Source organism: Bartonella sp. HY761 (genome assembly GCF_026743145.1).
GTDB lineage: Bacteria > Pseudomonadota > Alphaproteobacteria > Rhizobiales > Rhizobiaceae > HY038.
Genome location: NZ_CP104887.1, coordinates 1262910 through 1279137 on the forward strand (window position 1 = coordinate 1262910; position 16228 = coordinate 1279137).

The following is a 16228-nucleotide window of genomic DNA, read 5'->3' on the forward strand; positions in this document are numbered from 1 at the left end:
GTATAAAGGGCTCCATTATGAGCAACCCCATCACTATTCGCCGCAAAACCGCCCCACAAATTCAAGCACAAAAGGGACAAACACCGATTGTATCCTTGACGGCCTATCACGTTTTTATGGCACAGATTGCTGATCAATATTGTGATTTTCTGCTGGTTGGTGATAGTGTTGGAATGGTTGTTCATGGTTTATCTTCAACAATTCCCGTTACACTTGAGATGATGATCACTCATGGCCAAGCGGTCATGCGTGGCACGCAAAGGGCTATGGTTATTATTGATATGCCATTCGGCTCTTATGAAGAATCGCCTGAACAAGCCTTTCGCAATGCGGCGCGTATTATCCAAGAAACAGGTTGCGGCGGGGTTAAGCTTGAAGGAGGCATGAAACAGGCTGCAACCGTGAAATTTTTAACCGAGCGGGGCATTCCTGTCATGGGGCATATTGGATTAACTCCGCAATCTTTTAACACCTTTGGCGGCTTTAAGACGCAAGGGCGTAACGAAGAAAGCTGGCAAGAAATTGAAAAAGATGCAAAGGCCATTGAAGAAGCAGGGGCTTTTGCGGTAGTTATTGAAGGTGTGGTCGAGCCGTTAGCTAAAAAAATAACCCAGATGGTTACAATTCCAACAATTGGTATTGGCGCATCTAATGCCTGTGATGGTCAAGTATTAGTTATGGAAGATATGCTCGGTATGAGCAATCATAAAGCTAAATTTGTGCGCCAATATGCTCATTTTGAACATGCGATGGACAAAGCTTTTGCCCAATATGCTGAAGATGTTAAAAATCGTACCTTTCCTAGCGAAGATGAGGTTTACCGCTAGATTTTACTCGGTTGACAAACATATGTGTAAAAGGGCAAACGTCCTTTTACATCATTTAAAAAGAAGAGTGTGCGGAGCTAAATACACAGTTTCTCCAAAGCTTATAATGTTAAGTGCATAATGAATTTTAAATGAATTGTAATATTTCTGATTAGAAAATTTGAGATGATATTTGCTAATCTTTGATTGAATTAAGTGCCTAATTGCATAATGAACAGTGCGGCATCGCAATGCCAATATCGTACCTAAATCCTATTGTTTTTTAAAGCTAGCTCGTGAAGCTCTGAATCTATTATTTAGCATCTGTAAATTATATGGATAGGTTCAAAAGAAATGTGTCAACCTGTTCAAAAACCACGTTAAAAGCGATCAAAGGCGGCCGAGTAGATCATACCTCTATAGCCAGTTCAGATTAATTTTACGCCTATAATAGCTAGGCTGACTCTAATCGGCGACATTTTTGTATTGACCATTTGAAATATGAATTGGCATGAAGACAAGTCTTTATTAATGGCATTAAAGAATTCGTCAAATTCTTGCTTAACTAATTAAAAGATATTCCCAAAAAGGCGTTCTATTGGACTGAAAAATGCGAATGAAAATATTATAGCCATTCTTCCGTTACTCATGCAAAAATCTAGTTAAAACTACTAAGAGAAAATTTTCTGAAATATGCAACCTTAGTGTTAGACACATCTTGTTTTTAGCGTAAAAAATAACGAAACACAGCCACATAAACATAGAACCATAATATTCATAAGGTATAACCTAAGTGAAAAATAGCCTTTATCAAAAACAAAAAGGGAGATAGCTGAACTGACTAACTCCCTTTAATATCATACATCAATTAAATACTATCCGGCTGCGCTTTCATCATCTGCTTCAGGACCAGTATTTTCTAAGAATTTTTCGGCGATAAGTCCCGCATTTTGACGTAATGCGGCTTCAATTTCATGAGCTGCTTCAGGGTGTTCCCGCAAAAATTGTTTGGCATTTTCGCGACCTTGACCAAGACGCTGAGAATTATAGGAAAACCATGCACCTGATTTTTCAACAATACCAGCTTTGACGCCAAGATCAACAAGTTCACCAACTTTTGAAATACCTTCACCGTAAAGAATATCAAACTCAACTTGTTTGAATGGGGGAGCTAATTTGTTTTTAACCACTTTAACACGGGTTTGATTGCCTACAACTTCATCACGATCTTTTAATGCGCCAATACGACGAATATCCAAACGAACAGATGCATAAAACTTTAGTGCATTACCCCCTGTAGTTGTTTCAGGTGAACCAAACATAACGCCAATCTTATGGCGAATCTGATTGATAAAGATAACCATACAATTAGAGCGTGAAATTGAAGCGGTTAACTTACGCAATGCCTGGCTCATTAAACGAGCTTGCAAGCCAGGGAGGCTGTCACCCATTTCGCCTTCTATTTCAGCTTTTGGTGTTAGAGCGGCAACAGAATCAACAACCAATACATCAACAGCACCAGAGCGCACCAAAGTATCGGTAATTTCCAATGCCTGCTCGCCAGTGTCTGGTTGAGAAATCAAAAGATTTTCAAGGTCAACACCAAGCTTGCGAGCATAAACTGGATCAAGCGCGTGTTCTGCATCAACAAATGCGCAAATGCCGCCTAGCTTTTGGGCTTCGGCTATGGTGTGCAATGCCATCGTAGTTTTACCAGAACTTTCTGGTCCATAAATTTCAACAATACGCCCCTTAGGCAAGCCACCTACACCCAGAGCAATATCAAGGGATAAAGAGCCAGTGGGAATGGTTTCGATTTCTACAACTGTATCATTTTGCCCAAGACGCATGATTGAGCCTTTGCCAAATGCTCGCTCAATTTGGGACAGGGCAGCATCTAATGCTTTTGTTTTATCCACGGTATTATCCTCAACAAGTCGTAATGTTTTCTGAGACATCTTACACCACCTTTTCAGGATTTTTAAACCCTGGATTGATTATTCACATGAATCATTTGTACATGATTTGTTCTTTTTTTGCAAGGGGTTTAACTAATTGAAAATATTGTATTTTAAAATTTTGTTCTATTGATGTTCTTTTTGTGAGAGTGTAAATAGATTAGTGATTGAAGCCATATCTCTTTGAAGTTTTCATGAAGATTTTGTTTTTGCTTGCAATAATATGGATAAGACAGAATCAATAATCTATTTGTTTGGTATTTTTAATGAATAAGATTGCCTTTTAAGTTTAAGCATTTGGGTGTTTAATTGGCGTGAATTGATGGTTTCAATTGCTTAATTAGGCTTTCGGGATTGATTTTTCCGGCAAGTGCTAACATCACCAGTGATGTACGCCCCATGGGTTTTAACTCAAATTGCAATGTTTTAGGGTTATTTATAAAAATAATTATTTGATTTTTAGCTTGTTCAAAAAAACTTGTTTTTTTGGCAAACGATAGCCATCCAGGCAGACCATTTGCCCATTCTTCTTTTAATTGAAGAGGTATTTTATTTTCTCGTTTTGCTTGTGCATTGATTATTTTATTGGTTAAACCATAATCTTTAAAAACAAATGATCCGTTATAGAAATTATATCTTTGAACTTGCCCCAGCATACCTAGCGCCATGCGCGACTTATCAATTTTTCCATGATCATTTTCACGCTGCAGGGTTAGTACAGTTAGGAGCGAGTCTATGGTTATGCCATCCATCTTTAATTGTGCATCTAGCTTTCCACCCTTATTGAGGGTTAGATTGAGTTGATCGAGCTGTAATAAGGCATTTTTGCCACCATATGCACCATTCAGGATAAGACTACCACTGGCGCGACTGTATCCCATATTAATAAGATCTGTTCGCGATGTACCGACTGGAAAATTTTTGACTTCAACATTAATGTTGGCAATTTTAATTTTAAACTTTACTGGATTGTCGCGTATCGAGCGCGTTAGTCTAATTTCACCATTTTGAAGCGATCCGAGTGGGTTATTCTTTTCATCGAGCAATTGAATCGATTTAAAGGTTCCTCTGTCATAGCTAAAGCCGATATTTTGGTTATATATCCCTTCATTAGGCGGCAGGGCTGCGCCATTAAGCAATATTGTATCGGCGATTAACGTACTTTTTTCGTATCGATAAAGTACTTTATCGATGATTACATTGGAAATTAAAAATCCGCCATGGGGAATAGCTCTTACATTTGTAAATGTTATAGTTTTAAATCTTGTGTCAGGTGTTAAAACATCACCGCTAATAATAACATCTTTTAAGGTTATATTTTGCTTGTCTACTGCTATACTTGTAACGGTTACGACAGTTTTGCGGCCAAAACTTTTTTTAAAACGATCTAAAAAAGCCTCTTTATTGAAAGGCAGGTTTGATGCAGTGGCCGTTGATTGCTTGTTTAGGTTTTGTGCGTAACTTAATGTTATGTTAAGAAAAGTTATTACTAAAAATGCCTGTATTATTACATTAAAAACTTTTTTCATGAAATTAACCCGCATGCATTGGAATTGCAGTTTAGCTTTTTATCTTTCGACAACAATTCAAATGGTATTGCTGCAGACATAAATATAAAGCAAAAGTAATGTTTTTATTAAGCATAGAAGTAAAACTTTGCAAACACACATTATTTAACATCCATATTATAAATGTGTGTTTAGGGGCAAAGCTTTTGACAATATTAAAGAATAAGTATTTTGACTGTATCGCCGATTTTTAAAGCAGGCGCATCAATTTCATTAACAATAAGACAATTTGATTGTGCCATAATCTTCATAAGCGATGAATCTGCAGATGCCGCTGGCGTCACATGCAAAATACCGTGTTCATCGCTTTTCATTGTAGCACGTATATAGTGACGACGAGGACCATTTGCTTTAAGTTCTTTAGTTAATTTGGCATTGATTATGTGTTGAGTGGTCTGATTGCCGCGCATTTTGTCCATCATCGGCAATAAAAAAAGAGTTGCTGTGACTAGGGCAGAAACCGGATTGCCTGGTAGCCCTAAAACGAGCATTTCATTTTCGTTATTATTGATACTGCCAAACATTAAAGGCTTGCCTGGGCGAAGCGCAATTTTCCAAAAATCGAGTTCCATTCCAGCTTTTTTCATGACTTCTTGCACAAGGTCATAGTCACCAACCGAAACCCCACCACTTGTAATGAGTATGTCGGCTCTTTGTTGTTTTGCGGCAATAATAGCGGAATGGATTTCAGCGCGATCATCGGCGACGATACCAAGATCAATAACCTCACCACCGTTATCCATCACAAGTTGTGCCAAGGCATAGCCATTCGAAGCAATAATTTGACCTTCACCCGGTGTTGTACCAGCTGGTACCAATTCATCGCCAGTGGATAAAATAGCAATACGAGGTGATCTGATAACGGACAAAGTGTCATAACCACTCGCTGCCGCAAGGCCTATAGCTGACGGTGTTAGTTTTGTGCCGATTGGTAAAATAACATCGCCTTTTGCAAAATCGCCACCCGCAGGACGAATATTGGCGTGAAGTGCTGCATTTTGGGTTAATTCAATAGTTTGATTGTCAAGTTTTGTAATGTTTTCTTGAATGATAACAGTGTTGACTGAATCTGGAACAGGGGCACCGGTAAAAATTCGGATCGCTTCACCAGCATTAATCTCACCATGGAACATGTGCCCTGCTGCGGCTTCACCAACGATTTTAAATTTTGTTCCAGCAGCGATTTCTTTATTAGCCATGACTGCATAGCCATCCATTGCCGATGAATTAAACGGCGGTTGTGTGAGTTTGGCTATAAGTGGTTCACTTAAAAAACGCCCACCCGCAAAGCTGATATCAATGGTTTCACTTTCTAAAAGAGTTGCCTTGTTGGTTAACCTGTCAAGGGCTTCATCAACTGTCATAAGTGCCATTGTCTATCCTATCTCATCATATGATTAAAATAATCAGTTACAACTTTATTGGAGAACACGACTATTTCATCTAAAGGCTATTTAAAAAACAACAATTCAAGCTAACATCTAATTTAATGACCGGAAAGCCTTAGCAAAATAAACAATTAATTAATCTTGCTGGCGTAGCCAATTGCCTGATTTACCGCCAGTTTTCTCACTAAGTTCGATATTAGTGATCGTCATCGACTTATCAATTGCTTTAGCCATGTCATAAATTGTAAGGCAGGCAATTGATACGGCTGTCAATGCTTCCATTTCAACACCAGTTTTGCCTGTTAGAGCAGCAGTTGCTTTAACCCTTATGCCTGGAAGAGATGCGTCTGGCAACAAATCAACACTTAGCTTTGTTAGCATAAGTGGATGACAAAGAGGAATGAAATCAGATGTCTTTTTAGCCGCCATAATACCTGCGATGCGGGCTGCAGCTAGCACATCACCCTTAGCAATACGGTCTTCAGTAATAGCGATAAGTGTTTCATTCGCCATGATAACACAACCTTCGGCAACGGCCTTACGTTCTGTTTCATGCTTTTGGCCAACATCAACCATGTGGGCAGCGCCATGCTCGTCAATATGAGTTAGCTTATTTGACATATTAAATTCCTATCGCTTATTTTAAGCTTTAAATGTCAAGTAGTTGACGGGTCGCTAATGCAACATTATCTTGCCGCATAAGGCTTTCACCGATCAGGAAATTTTTGACATTGCTTTTGGTTAATCTCAAGCAATCTTCATGGGTAAAGATACCACTTTCACCAATTAGAAGTTTGTCTTCAGGCACCATTGGAGCAAGTCGCTCGGTCACTGCGAGATCAACATAAAAATCACGTAAATTACGATTATTAATCCCTATCATTTCCGATTTTAGTTTTAATGCACGTTCCATTTCCACTTCATTATGCGTTTCAATAAGAACATCCATCCCCAGTTCAAAGGCTGTGTCTTCTAATGCTTTTGCACAATCATCATCTATCGCAGCAAGAATGATTAAAATGCAATCTGAACCCAAAGCCCGTGCTTCATATACTTGATAGGTATCAAATAAAAAGTCTTTCCGCAATGTTGGTAAATGGGTTGCATTGCGTGCTTGATTTAAAAATTCTGGCCTACCTTGAAATGATGGAAAATCAGTGAGTATAGACAAGCAAGCAGCACCGCCTTCTTCATAGGCACGAGCGAGAAGTGTTGGATTGAAATCCTCACGAATAAGCCCTTTTGAAGGACTTGCTTTTTTGATTTCAGCAATTAAACCAAAAAGGCCCGTAGCATTTTTCGCCTTTAATGCATTAACAAAACCACGGGGGGCTTCAACATCTATAATTTGTGCCTTTAAATCATCAAGTGAAGTACAGGCTTTTGCTTGAGCAATTTCCTCAAGCTTATAGGCTTCAATTTTTTTTAAAATATCACTCATAATCAAGATTCTTGTCTATTAGAAACAGAAATAAGATGTTCAAGTTTGCCAAGCGCTTGCCCCGTATCAATGCTTTCTTTTGCAAGCTCCACGCCATCGGACAAGTTGGCTACCCTGTCGGCGATAATAAAGCTTGCAGCTGCATTTAATAGAACTATATCGCGATAAGCACCTTTTTCTCCTTCTAAAACGCGTTTTAAAGCGGCAGCATTGTATTCAGGGTCACCGCCCTTAAGATCGTCTTTGCTAACTCTTTTCAGTCCTACTTCTTCAGGAGTTACGATAAAGCGAGAAAAAGCACCATCTTTTATAGCAACAACTTCTGTTTCTCCAGATGTTGTTAATTCATCCATCCCATCACCGTGAACAACCCATAATGATTTGGAACCCGACGCTTGTAACGTGCGGGCAACAGGCTCAAGCCAATAAGGTGAAAATACCCCAATTAATTGGCGTGTCGCGCCAGCTGGATTTGAAAGGGGGCCTAAAATATTAAAAATAGTTCGTGTTCCTAATTCTACACGGGCAGGGCCTACATGGCGCATAGCAGAATGATGTGTTGGTGCAAACATGAAACCAATGCCAGCCTCTGCAATACAAGTTGCAATTTGATCCGCTGTAATATCAATATCAATGCCCAGTGCTTTCAAGGCATCTGCTGCACCTGATTTTGATGATAATGCACGATTGCCATGTTTGCCAACCGGAATTCCTGCCCCTGCTACCACGAAAGCTGTTGCTGTTGAAACATTGTAAGAGCCAGATTGATCGCCGCCAGTCCCAACAATATCAATAATATTTTCGGGGGCTTTAACGGGTAACATTTTCGCCCGCATTGCTTTAACTGCGCCGGTGATCTCGTCAATAGTTTCGCCACGCACCCTCAATGCCATTAAGAATGCGCCAATTTGAGACGGTGTGGCTTGGCCCGACATCATAATTGTAAAAGCCTGCTCCGCTTCATCTTGAGTTAACGGCGCAGCCGTTGCAACTTTATTGATAAAAGGCTTTAGATCGGCCATGTTTCTTGTCCACCTATGGGTTTAGAATACGCTGGATGATTGAATTATTTGCTTGAACCGGATGCTCTTTCTCAATTGCAAAGAGATATTGAGACAGCACATCTTGCCTTAAAGATAAGCTAAGCTGCTGCTTCATGGCTGGATCAAGAGCATCAGGGCTAGTACTTGCCGGTTCAGTAGTGCTTGTAACTTTAAAAACAAGCTTTGTTTGTTCATTTTCGCCCGGAGCTATGCCGGTTGAGTTTGTAGGACCACTAAAAATAGCAATGAGTGCTTCTTTACTAAGATTTAATCCTGCACCTGTTCGACTTAAAGCCTCAGCTTTCTCAACTTGAATGTTATTTTCATTGGCAATTTGTGCAAGGCTTTTACCTTTAGCAAGCTCGGCATTGAAGCTATCTGCTTTTTGCAAAACAAGACGGTTCATTTCTTGTTCTTTCCAAGCGGAGATTGCAGACTGCCTTACCTCATCAAGTGTGCGCTCACGGCTATTTATAATTTCGTCTGCTTGATACCATTGGACACCTTCATCGCTGATAAGTGGATCTGAATCAATACCAATAGTTGCATTAAAAATGCCACCAATTAGGTTCTCCTTGTTAGGAAGATTCTCAACAGCTTTCCCTTCGATATCGTTGCCCTCAGCATCAATAATTACGCTTGTTATTGGTAAATTATGCTTTTGCGCAATTTCATTTAAAGAAAGACCTTCAAACTGTTCATCAGCAATGGTTTTTACCAAAGCAGATAAATCTTGACGAGCTTTTTGGTCTGCCAATTGTTGACGGATTTGTTCGGCAACGGCTTCAAGTGGTGCAACTGCGCTAGGTGTAATCTTAATTACGCGAACAATTACGGGGCCTTGTAAATCATTTATGACGGGAGAGATACCACCTTCTTGCAATGGAAAAACCTCAGCTGATACCAATGATGGTAAGTCGGAACGGGTGAGGGGACCTTTTCTAATGGCATCTATGCTTAGATTGAGCGAGCTTACCAATTCATCAAAGCTCATACCACTTTGTAATTTTTGTGCAGCCGCATCGGCTTGCTGACGATTATCGAAGCGTAATTCATCAATAATGCGTGTTTCTGGAGATAAAAACCTAGAGGATTCCTTTTGATAAAAATCCTTGATCTCGTCCTCTGTGATCGCTGTCGGATTAGCAAAATGTTGCGCTGTTAAAGTAACATATGTTGCTTTCCTATATTCAGGAGCGCGAAAATTTGCTTTTTGAGTTTCATACCAAGCAGCAAGTACATCTTGAATGGGCTCTGGCACCTCACCAATTAGTTTTGGTGTTACTGCAACATAATCTATATTTCGTAGTTCGCGATTATTAAGTACAAGTGCGGAGTAAAAGACATCAGGCATAACAATATTTTGGCTCACCGCTTCAATAATTTGGTTGCGTATGCCAGTTTTTGCCAATTGCTCAAAATAGGTTTTTTGTGAAATACCTGCTTGATTGATAAATTGGGCAAACGCTTCTTTGCTGAATTGACCATTCATACCATGAAAAATTTGCTCTGAACCAAGAACGCGTAATGCTCCATCTTGCCCAATGTTGGTTTTCATTAGCCTTGCTTCTTCATCGATCAACGCGTAGCCTTTAAGAGTTTGCAAAAGCTGGTTGGCAATGCCTAATTGAGCAAACTGATCAGGAGAGATATATTGCCTAGTCGAAAAGAAATATTGTGTAGCCTGATTTTGAGCCATGAATTGGTAGTCTGCAAGAGTTGCTTCAGATTTGCCCGACTGATAAATGGCATCGCTTCCCTGTCCATTAAATGCTTGTGGGATTCCCCATAAGGCAAAACTTAACAATAATAATCCAAGTAATGCTTTTGCCACCAAGGTGTTGGCTGCTGCGCGCATATGATCTAGCATAAGATATTTCCATGTTTTAACTATCAGTCGGAATATTTAGGCATTTGTTTGCCCTAATAAAATGGCAGATGCAAGATGTTGCCTGCATTTTTTTGGTTTTAATTACGATAACAAGTGATAATTGCCCAATATTCTTATTTCTGAAGTGGGTTTTTATCAGCAAGGTGATGTTATTTATAAAATGTACTAAATTTAATTTATTTTGTATATTCAAATTTATAGTAAGTTAAAATGGTGTTTTCTTAGAGTCTTTAATTGAGGTTATAGCTTTAATATCACTAATTTATTTTTAAGTTTATATAGTTTTCAGTTGTCTATTTAACCGGTTTTATCGGGTTAATAAATAAAAAAAATAATAGTATCAAATATTTAATTTTTAATCTTAGTTATAGAAAAAAGTCATTTTTATATTTATATTTTATTGTAATTATCCGTGGGCAATATTGGTTATTTTATTGACAAGGTGGCCTATTTTCTGGATGATGAATAACCTATTATTAAGGCGCTTCTGGCATGCTAATCATATAGTGTGGCTCAGTGTGCATTGTATTCTGCTTTGGTTTAATGAGTTTTCTTGAGTTTTAAGTTTTCTTGGGTTTTAAGTTTTCTTGGGTTTTAAGTTTTCTTGGGTTTAATGAATTGTTATGGCTAAAAAATCATCTTATAAATCGGTTTGCCTTTTGGTTGGTGTTGCATTTTTAGCATCCCTTTCTACAAAATCAGCAAATAGTGCTAATATCTTTGATTATTTTGGTCAAAAAAAGCAAGAGCGTTTACAGCGTGAGCAGGCCTTGCGGCAACAACAGTTTATGCAGCAGCAAGTTCAGCCAAGGCAAGTTACGCCGGTTGATCCTACACCTCAGCCAATTAAGCGTGTTGTGGTAGAACCTCCCAAAATATTTGATTATCGTCCTGATAAATTGATTGATTTAGATTTTTCAAAAGTTAAGTTCCAGTCATCTAGCCGTGCTGACGATATTGATCGATTGCTTGATACCCAACTTGTGGACGAGGAATTTAATACCATTAATGGTGGTACAGTTAGCAATGATAGTAGTGAGGTGGGGCAATCTGAAATTGGTGCGCTTAGTGTTGAAGAAGCAAAATTTGCAGAACTTGCCCGTACATTGCCAGCAATTAAAGTTGAAAAGCAAGTTGGTGAAGCCTTAACAAAATATTATGCGGCTCACCCCCAATTGATATGGTCAGCCAATAATGTTCTCACTGAGAAAGGCAAGGCCGTTCAAGAGTTTTTAAAAAAATCCGCTGAAGATGGTCTGAACCCGGATGAATATCTGGTTGATTTTCCTGAAATTTCTGGAAATGTTGAAGATGCTCAAGCTGTTATGGTTTTTGATATAAAATTAACCGCTCGCATTTTGCGTTATAGTTTGGATGCAGGAGCAGGGCGTGTAACCGCAGATCGTTTATCTGCATTTCATGATTTGCCGCGACGCAAAATTGACCTTGATACTATTTTGCAAGAATTGGTAAAAAATACTCATCCTGAGCAAGTCCTTGCGAGTTTAGAACCACGCTCGCTTTGGTATAAGAGTCTTAAAGCCGAACTTGCGGTTTTAAATACACAACAAAGTGCCCCTCGGATAGAAATAGCCGATAATACGGTGATAAAGCCAGGTAAGGCCAATGATGAATTGGTTAAAGTTATTAGGTTGATTCTTGATAAGGCGCCACCATCTTATTTGGAAAGCCATAGGCAAGTGCTTGAGGAAAACCTGCAAAATACGATTTATGGTGAGGAATTGGTTATTGCCGTAAAAGATTTGCAAAAGGTTTTGGGTAAGGCAAGTGATGGCGTTATAGGACCGGCAACTATTCGAGCTTTGCAAGGTGACAATATCGTTGATAAAAAGCAAAAAATTATCACCTCGCTCGAAAGATTGCGGTGGTTGCCGCATGAGTTTTCGGATCGTTATGTGTTTATTAATCAACCAGCCTATCAAGCACAATATTTTGAAAATGGCAAAGAGGTTATTGCCATGAAGGTTGTTGTTGGTTCGCAACGTCACCAAACATATTTTTTCTATGACAATATAAGTCTTGTTACATTTAATCCGACCTGGGGCGTACCGCGTTCTATTGTCATGAATGAAATGATGCCACGCATATTAAAAGATCCAGCCTATCTTTCTCGTAATGGCTACGAAGTGTTTAATGCATCGGGTAAAAAAGTAGATGCTTCTTCGGTTAATTGGGCGAATGTCGCGACTAAAGGCTATGGTGTCAATATTCGCCAAAAGCCGGGAACAAGTAATGCATTGGGTGAACTTAAAATTTTGTTTCCTAATAAACATGATATCTATCTTCATGATACGCCATCAAAAGCTGCTTTTCAACGTGATATGCGTGCAATTAGCCATGGTTGCGTGCGGTTAGCTGATCCTCGTGCTATGGCCGCTGCAGTCATGGGACTAGAAAAAGATGGTTTGAAGCGTTATTTTGGCAAGGATGAAAAAACGGTAAAGTTAGATGTAACTGTTCCTGTTTATCTAACCTATTTTACTGCTTGGCCAGATGCTGATAATCATATTATCCATTATTATGATGATGTTTATAACCGTGATAGTGCACAGCAAACTGCAAGCAAAAAAATTGAAAAAATGCGGCTTGAAAATATGTAGATATAATGTCAATGCACAGTTAAATATGTTTTAAATATTCAAGTACTGCATCGATAGAGTGGACGGTGATCGTAGTTGGTAGCGAAGTACGTTCAATCATGATGATTGGTATTGATAATTCTCTTGCGGCTTTTACTTTGCCGTAAGATGAATTGCCGCCTGAATTACGGCATATAATCATGTCAATTTTTTTATCGATCAATAGTTTTTTTTCGCTAGCGCTATCGGTTGGATAGCCTATAATAAATTCAAGATTGGTAAGCTCATCAATATTATCTGGATAGTCGATCATCCGCGCCCAAAATTTTGAATCTTTAAAATTAGCAAATGGTGCAATGTGCTGGCGACCAATAGCTAGTAATATGTTTTTACCTTTGGGGATTACGGTCAATGCCTCGCTAATATTGGGGACGCTATGCCAAGTATCTCCGTCTTGTTTTTTCCAAAGTGGTCGCTCTAGTCTTAAAAGAGGTATTTTGGTTATTCTTGATGCTTCATAGGCATGATCAGTCATTTGACGGGCAAATGGGTGCGTGGCATCAATTATAAGGTTAGTTTTTTCCTTCAAAAGATAGGTGATCAAGCCTTCGACGCCTCCAAAGCCACCAATGCGCCAATTGCCTTTTGGAATGCGTGGTGAATTAGTACGTCCGGCAAGAGATGTTGTAATTTTGATTGGTTGGCTTTCCAATATCTCCGCAAGTTGATATGCCTCGGTTGTTCCTCCTAATATAAGAACCGATAGAGGCTTCGATACTGGCTTTTCCAACATGTTGGAATCAAAATTATGATCTTGCAATGATTGCGCCCTTTCGATCGGTTATGATTACTTCCACCTCGACAGGTGCGCCATTTAGCACTTTAAGTGCAGTACTCTTAGCTAGCTTGGCGATTGAGGGTGCTGGATTTATGCTTTTTTCTAGTGCAATATCAAGTATTTCTTTTGCGGTGTTGGCATTTATTATAGTTGCTTCAAAAGATTTGTCTAAGCCCAAGTCACGAACAATTTGCCATAAAAATTGCCGATTGATCTGTGATCGTGAAGAGTGGAGATCTGTTTCACCTTGTGCAAGTTTGGTCATTTTTGCAAAACCACCAGCAATTGTAAGTTTTGGGATTGGATGATTGCGCAAATATTTCAATACTGCGCCAGCAAAGTCCCCCATGTCAAGCAAAGCATAATCGGGTAAATTATAAAGCGCTTGCGCTGCATCTTCTGATGTTGAGCCTGTTGCTGCTAATACGTGTTGTGCATTTTGCGCCCGTGAAACGTCAATGCCGCGATGAATAGAATGGATCCATGCTGAACAAGAAAACGGATGAACGACACCGGTAGTACCAAGAATAGAAATACCGCCAACAATACCAAGTCGGCCATTCCAGGTATTTTTGGCAATTTCCTCACCATTGGGCACGGAAATGGTAATAACAACATCAGCAGGCAGTCCATAAGAACCGCAGATTTCTTCAACAACATCACGCATCATTTGTCGAGGTACTGGATTAATTGCGGCTTCTCCTGGCTCTATTGGTAGACCTTTGCGTGTTACTGTGCCGACCCCATCACCCGCTACAAACATTATACCCGTTCCTTCCGGAGCGGGAAAAACAGTTGAAATAATCATTGCGCCATGAGTAACATCGGGATCATCGCCCGCATCTTTTATTATACCAGCACTTGCATAATCTTCGCCAAGACTTTCCATTGCTAATTGAAAATATGGAACTTCTCCTTTAGGTAGGATAATACCAACCGGATCTGGAAATTCGCCAGTTATGAGAGCTATTAATGCAGCCTTTGTAGCCGCTGTAGCACAGGCTCCGGTTGTCCAACCTGATCTCAGTGGACTTTTGTTTAAAAAGAGATCGTCATTCTCATTCATCGTCATAGCTGTCTTTTATTTTTGTTGCAGTTTGTGGCAAACCAAGTTTGATGTTTTACCTGCTAGCTAGCTCCATTATTGTTGTGTATTACTATAATATTTTTTTTAAATTTCAAAAAGACTATTTAATGATAATTAAATTTCTAATCGTTAATTTTGCATTTTTTGTGGTTGAAAGCCAAAATTTAAGAATCTTTTTAAATGGTTTTTCTCAGAAATAAAAGATATTGAGATTAGAGTCATTAGACCTCAGCTTGCCGATTTAGAGTTTTATCTAAAAGTGAGCTTTAAAATCGGAAAACTAAGAAAAACAACAAATGAGGCATTGAATTAGTTTTAACCTTGTTGAATATAAATTGATCGATTGTTACTATCAACAATATAGTAATATAATCTAACGATTAGAAAGAATAAGATGCAACCGAATAATATCCACCCATTTCGTAATCGAGAGCCAATGTTGAATATACCAACCGTAGTGGTTGTATTTGTTGTCATTAATATCGCAGTATTTATCTGGCAGGATTATATTTTGGATTGGAATGAGCAAAATTATTTCATTGTTCGCTTCGCATTTATTCCATTAGTCTTTGGTAGTGAACAGACATTAGAGGTTTTATTAACTCCGGTTACTTCTTCTTTTCTACATGCAAGCTGGAGCCATCTTGGCATGAATATGTTATTTATGGTGGTTTTTGGCTCGCCGCTTGCGCGGCGCATGGGGGTAGGCGGATTTATAGTGTTTTGGATATTTACATCCGCGGCAGGTGCGCTTTTTTACTACGTATTAAATACGGATAGCCCAATTCCTGTTGTGGGAGCATCGGGTGTGGTATCAGCTATGCTTGGCGCTATTGCGCGATTTGGTTACGGTCGTTCTTTCTTTCATCCATCACTTTATGGGGATGTACTGCCAATACGTATTGCTATACGTTCACGCGATATTGTCACAATTATGGGGTTTTGGTTAGCAAGCAATTTACTTTATGGTGTCACTGCAAGTTGGGGTGGTGGTGCTATTGCTTGGCAGGCTCACATTGGTGGACTTCTTGCCGGTTTTTTAGCTATCGGTCTTTTTATTCCACCAAGGAAAAAATAGTCAAAAGTAAATAGTGTTCGAAATAACTGAAGTCTATTGAGGTATTTTAATTGTTACCAATGGTGCCTTAAAAAGTTGTTGGCTTTAACTCAATCTATCTAGTTTAACGATTCACCTTTGCATGTCTGAGGTTGTGAATTTGAATAAAATCGCACGAAAGCAGCTTTTAATATGTTGTTGTTAAGTTGGTCGGTGATGTTGGCAGTGTTGCAAAAATGCAAATATTAAAAATAGAGTATTTCTAAATGCTGTTATATCATGAATTTCTATACATGCGTATATTTACACAACTTCACTAGACAGTTATATGAATAAAATATGACAAGCATACTCCGTATTAATTTTTAACAAGATTAGCATTTCTGTAATGTGAGAAATTGATGCAAATATTAGATCATTGGGTTAATTTTAAGAGTGGGGCTTGATTAACATTGTGGTATTAAATTTGTATTTAATACAGTGTTGCTAGGCAATCAGAGTATTAGTTTGTAGTCTGCGTACATAATAATCGGTTTTTAAAAGTAGGGATC

Annotated in this window: 12 protein-coding genes; 3 read left to right on the top strand and 9 right to left on the bottom strand. The window is 38.9% G+C overall.

What is annotated here, in order from left to right; genetic code table 11:
* The first annotated feature begins 17 nt into the window (after positions 1–17).
* Positions 18–827 carry a 3-methyl-2-oxobutanoate hydroxymethyltransferase gene (panB, locus tag N6A79_RS05330; protein WP_268547274.1) on the top strand — a complete coding sequence of 270 codons (810 nt, stop codon included), beginning with the start codon at positions 18–20 and terminating at the stop codon, positions 825–827.
* 854 nt (positions 828–1681) lie between these two features.
* On the opposite strand, the gene recA is transcribed toward panB, so the two are convergent.
* The 7 genes from recA to N6A79_RS05365 all read right to left on the bottom strand — a co-directional run bounded on the left by recA (position 1682) and on the right by N6A79_RS05365 (position 10074).
* Positions 1682–2764, bottom strand: coding sequence for a recombinase RecA (gene recA, locus N6A79_RS05335; RefSeq protein WP_182419243.1), 1083 nt, complete (start codon positions 2762–2764; stop codon positions 1682–1684).
* Between the two features lie 305 nt (positions 2765–3069).
* Positions 3070–4293, bottom strand: a complete 1224-nt coding sequence (locus N6A79_RS05340) for a hypothetical protein (protein ID WP_268547275.1) — start codon at positions 4291–4293, stop codon at positions 3070–3072.
* Between the two features lie 194 nt (positions 4294–4487).
* On the bottom strand, positions 4488–5705 hold the full coding sequence (locus N6A79_RS05345) for a molybdopterin molybdotransferase MoeA (protein WP_268547276.1): 1218 nt from the start codon (positions 5703–5705) through the stop codon (positions 4488–4490).
* 150 nt (positions 5706–5855) lie between these two features.
* Positions 5856–6341, bottom strand: coding sequence for a cyclic pyranopterin monophosphate synthase MoaC (moaC, locus tag N6A79_RS05350; RefSeq protein ID WP_268547277.1), 486 nt, complete (start codon positions 6339–6341; stop codon positions 5856–5858).
* 28 nt (positions 6342–6369) lie between these two features.
* Positions 6370–7164, bottom strand: coding sequence for an indole-3-glycerol phosphate synthase TrpC (gene trpC, locus N6A79_RS05355; RefSeq protein ID WP_268547546.1), 795 nt, complete (start codon positions 7162–7164; stop codon positions 6370–6372).
* Positions 7164–8183 carry an anthranilate phosphoribosyltransferase gene (gene trpD, locus N6A79_RS05360; protein WP_268547278.1) on the bottom strand — a complete coding sequence of 340 codons (1020 nt, stop codon included), beginning with the start codon at positions 8181–8183 and terminating at the stop codon, positions 7164–7166. Before trpD ends, trpC begins: the two co-directional genes overlap by 1 nt.
* Before the next feature lie 13 nt (positions 8184–8196).
* Positions 8197–10074 (bottom strand): peptidyl-prolyl cis-trans isomerase, encoded by a 1878-nt coding sequence (locus N6A79_RS05365; RefSeq protein WP_268547279.1) that lies wholly within the window; start codon positions 10072–10074, stop codon positions 8197–8199.
* A gap of 644 nt (positions 10075–10718) precedes the next feature.
* On the opposite strand from N6A79_RS05365, the gene N6A79_RS05370 reads away from it, so the two are divergent.
* Positions 10719–12716: a L,D-transpeptidase family protein gene (locus N6A79_RS05370; RefSeq protein WP_268547280.1), complete on the top strand. Its 1998-nt coding sequence runs from the start codon at positions 10719–10721 to the stop codon at positions 12714–12716.
* 19 nt (positions 12717–12735) lie between these two features.
* Here N6A79_RS05370 and N6A79_RS05375 read toward each other — a convergent pair whose 3' ends face one another.
* Together N6A79_RS05375 and N6A79_RS05380 are read right to left on the bottom strand one after the other, a co-directional pair.
* Complete coding sequence (locus tag N6A79_RS05375) at positions 12736–13515, bottom strand: cobalt-precorrin-6A reductase (protein ID WP_268547281.1); 780 nt, start codon at positions 13513–13515, stop codon at positions 12736–12738.
* Positions 13502–14605 carry a cobalt-precorrin-5B (C(1))-methyltransferase gene (locus tag N6A79_RS05380; protein WP_442784255.1) on the bottom strand — a complete coding sequence of 368 codons (1104 nt, stop codon included), beginning with the start codon at positions 14603–14605 and terminating at the stop codon, positions 13502–13504. Before N6A79_RS05380 ends, N6A79_RS05375 begins: the two co-directional genes overlap by 14 nt.
* A 409-nt stretch (positions 14606–15014) precedes the next feature.
* Between N6A79_RS05380 and N6A79_RS05385 the strand changes: the two genes are divergently transcribed.
* Entirely contained in the window at positions 15015–15698 is a 684-nt protein-coding gene (locus tag N6A79_RS05385) for a rhomboid family intramembrane serine protease (protein ID WP_182419252.1), read from the top strand.
* Positions 15699–16228: the final 530 nt, after the last annotated feature.

Coding starts and splice junctions, on each gene's coding strand:
- moaC (WP_268547277.1), bottom strand. CDS start 6,341: ATGTCAAATAAGCTAACTCATATTGACGAGCATGGCGCTGCCCACATG.
- N6A79_RS05340 (WP_268547275.1), bottom strand. CDS start 4,293: ATGAAAAAAGTTTTTAATGTAATAATACAGGCATTTTTAGTAATAACT.
- N6A79_RS05385 (WP_182419252.1), top strand. CDS start 15,015: ATGCAACCGAATAATATCCACCCATTTCGTAATCGAGAGCCAATGTTG.
- recA (WP_182419243.1), bottom strand. CDS start 2,764: ATGTCTCAGAAAACATTACGACTTGTTGAGGATAATACCGTGGATAAA.
- N6A79_RS05365 (WP_268547279.1), bottom strand. CDS start 10,074: ATGCTAGATCATATGCGCGCAGCAGCCAACACCTTGGTGGCAAAAGCA.
- N6A79_RS05370 (WP_268547280.1), top strand. CDS start 10,719: ATGGCTAAAAAATCATCTTATAAATCGGTTTGCCTTTTGGTTGGTGTT.
- N6A79_RS05345 (WP_268547276.1), bottom strand. CDS start 5,705: ATGGCACTTATGACAGTTGATGAAGCCCTTGACAGGTTAACCAACAAG.
- panB (WP_268547274.1), top strand. CDS start 18: ATGAGCAACCCCATCACTATTCGCCGCAAAACCGCCCCACAAATTCAA.
- trpD (WP_268547278.1), bottom strand. CDS start 8,183: ATGGCCGATCTAAAGCCTTTTATCAATAAAGTTGCAACGGCTGCGCCG.
- N6A79_RS05380 (WP_442784255.1), bottom strand. CDS start 14,605: ATGACGATGAATGAGAATGACGATCTCTTTTTAAACAAAAGTCCACTG.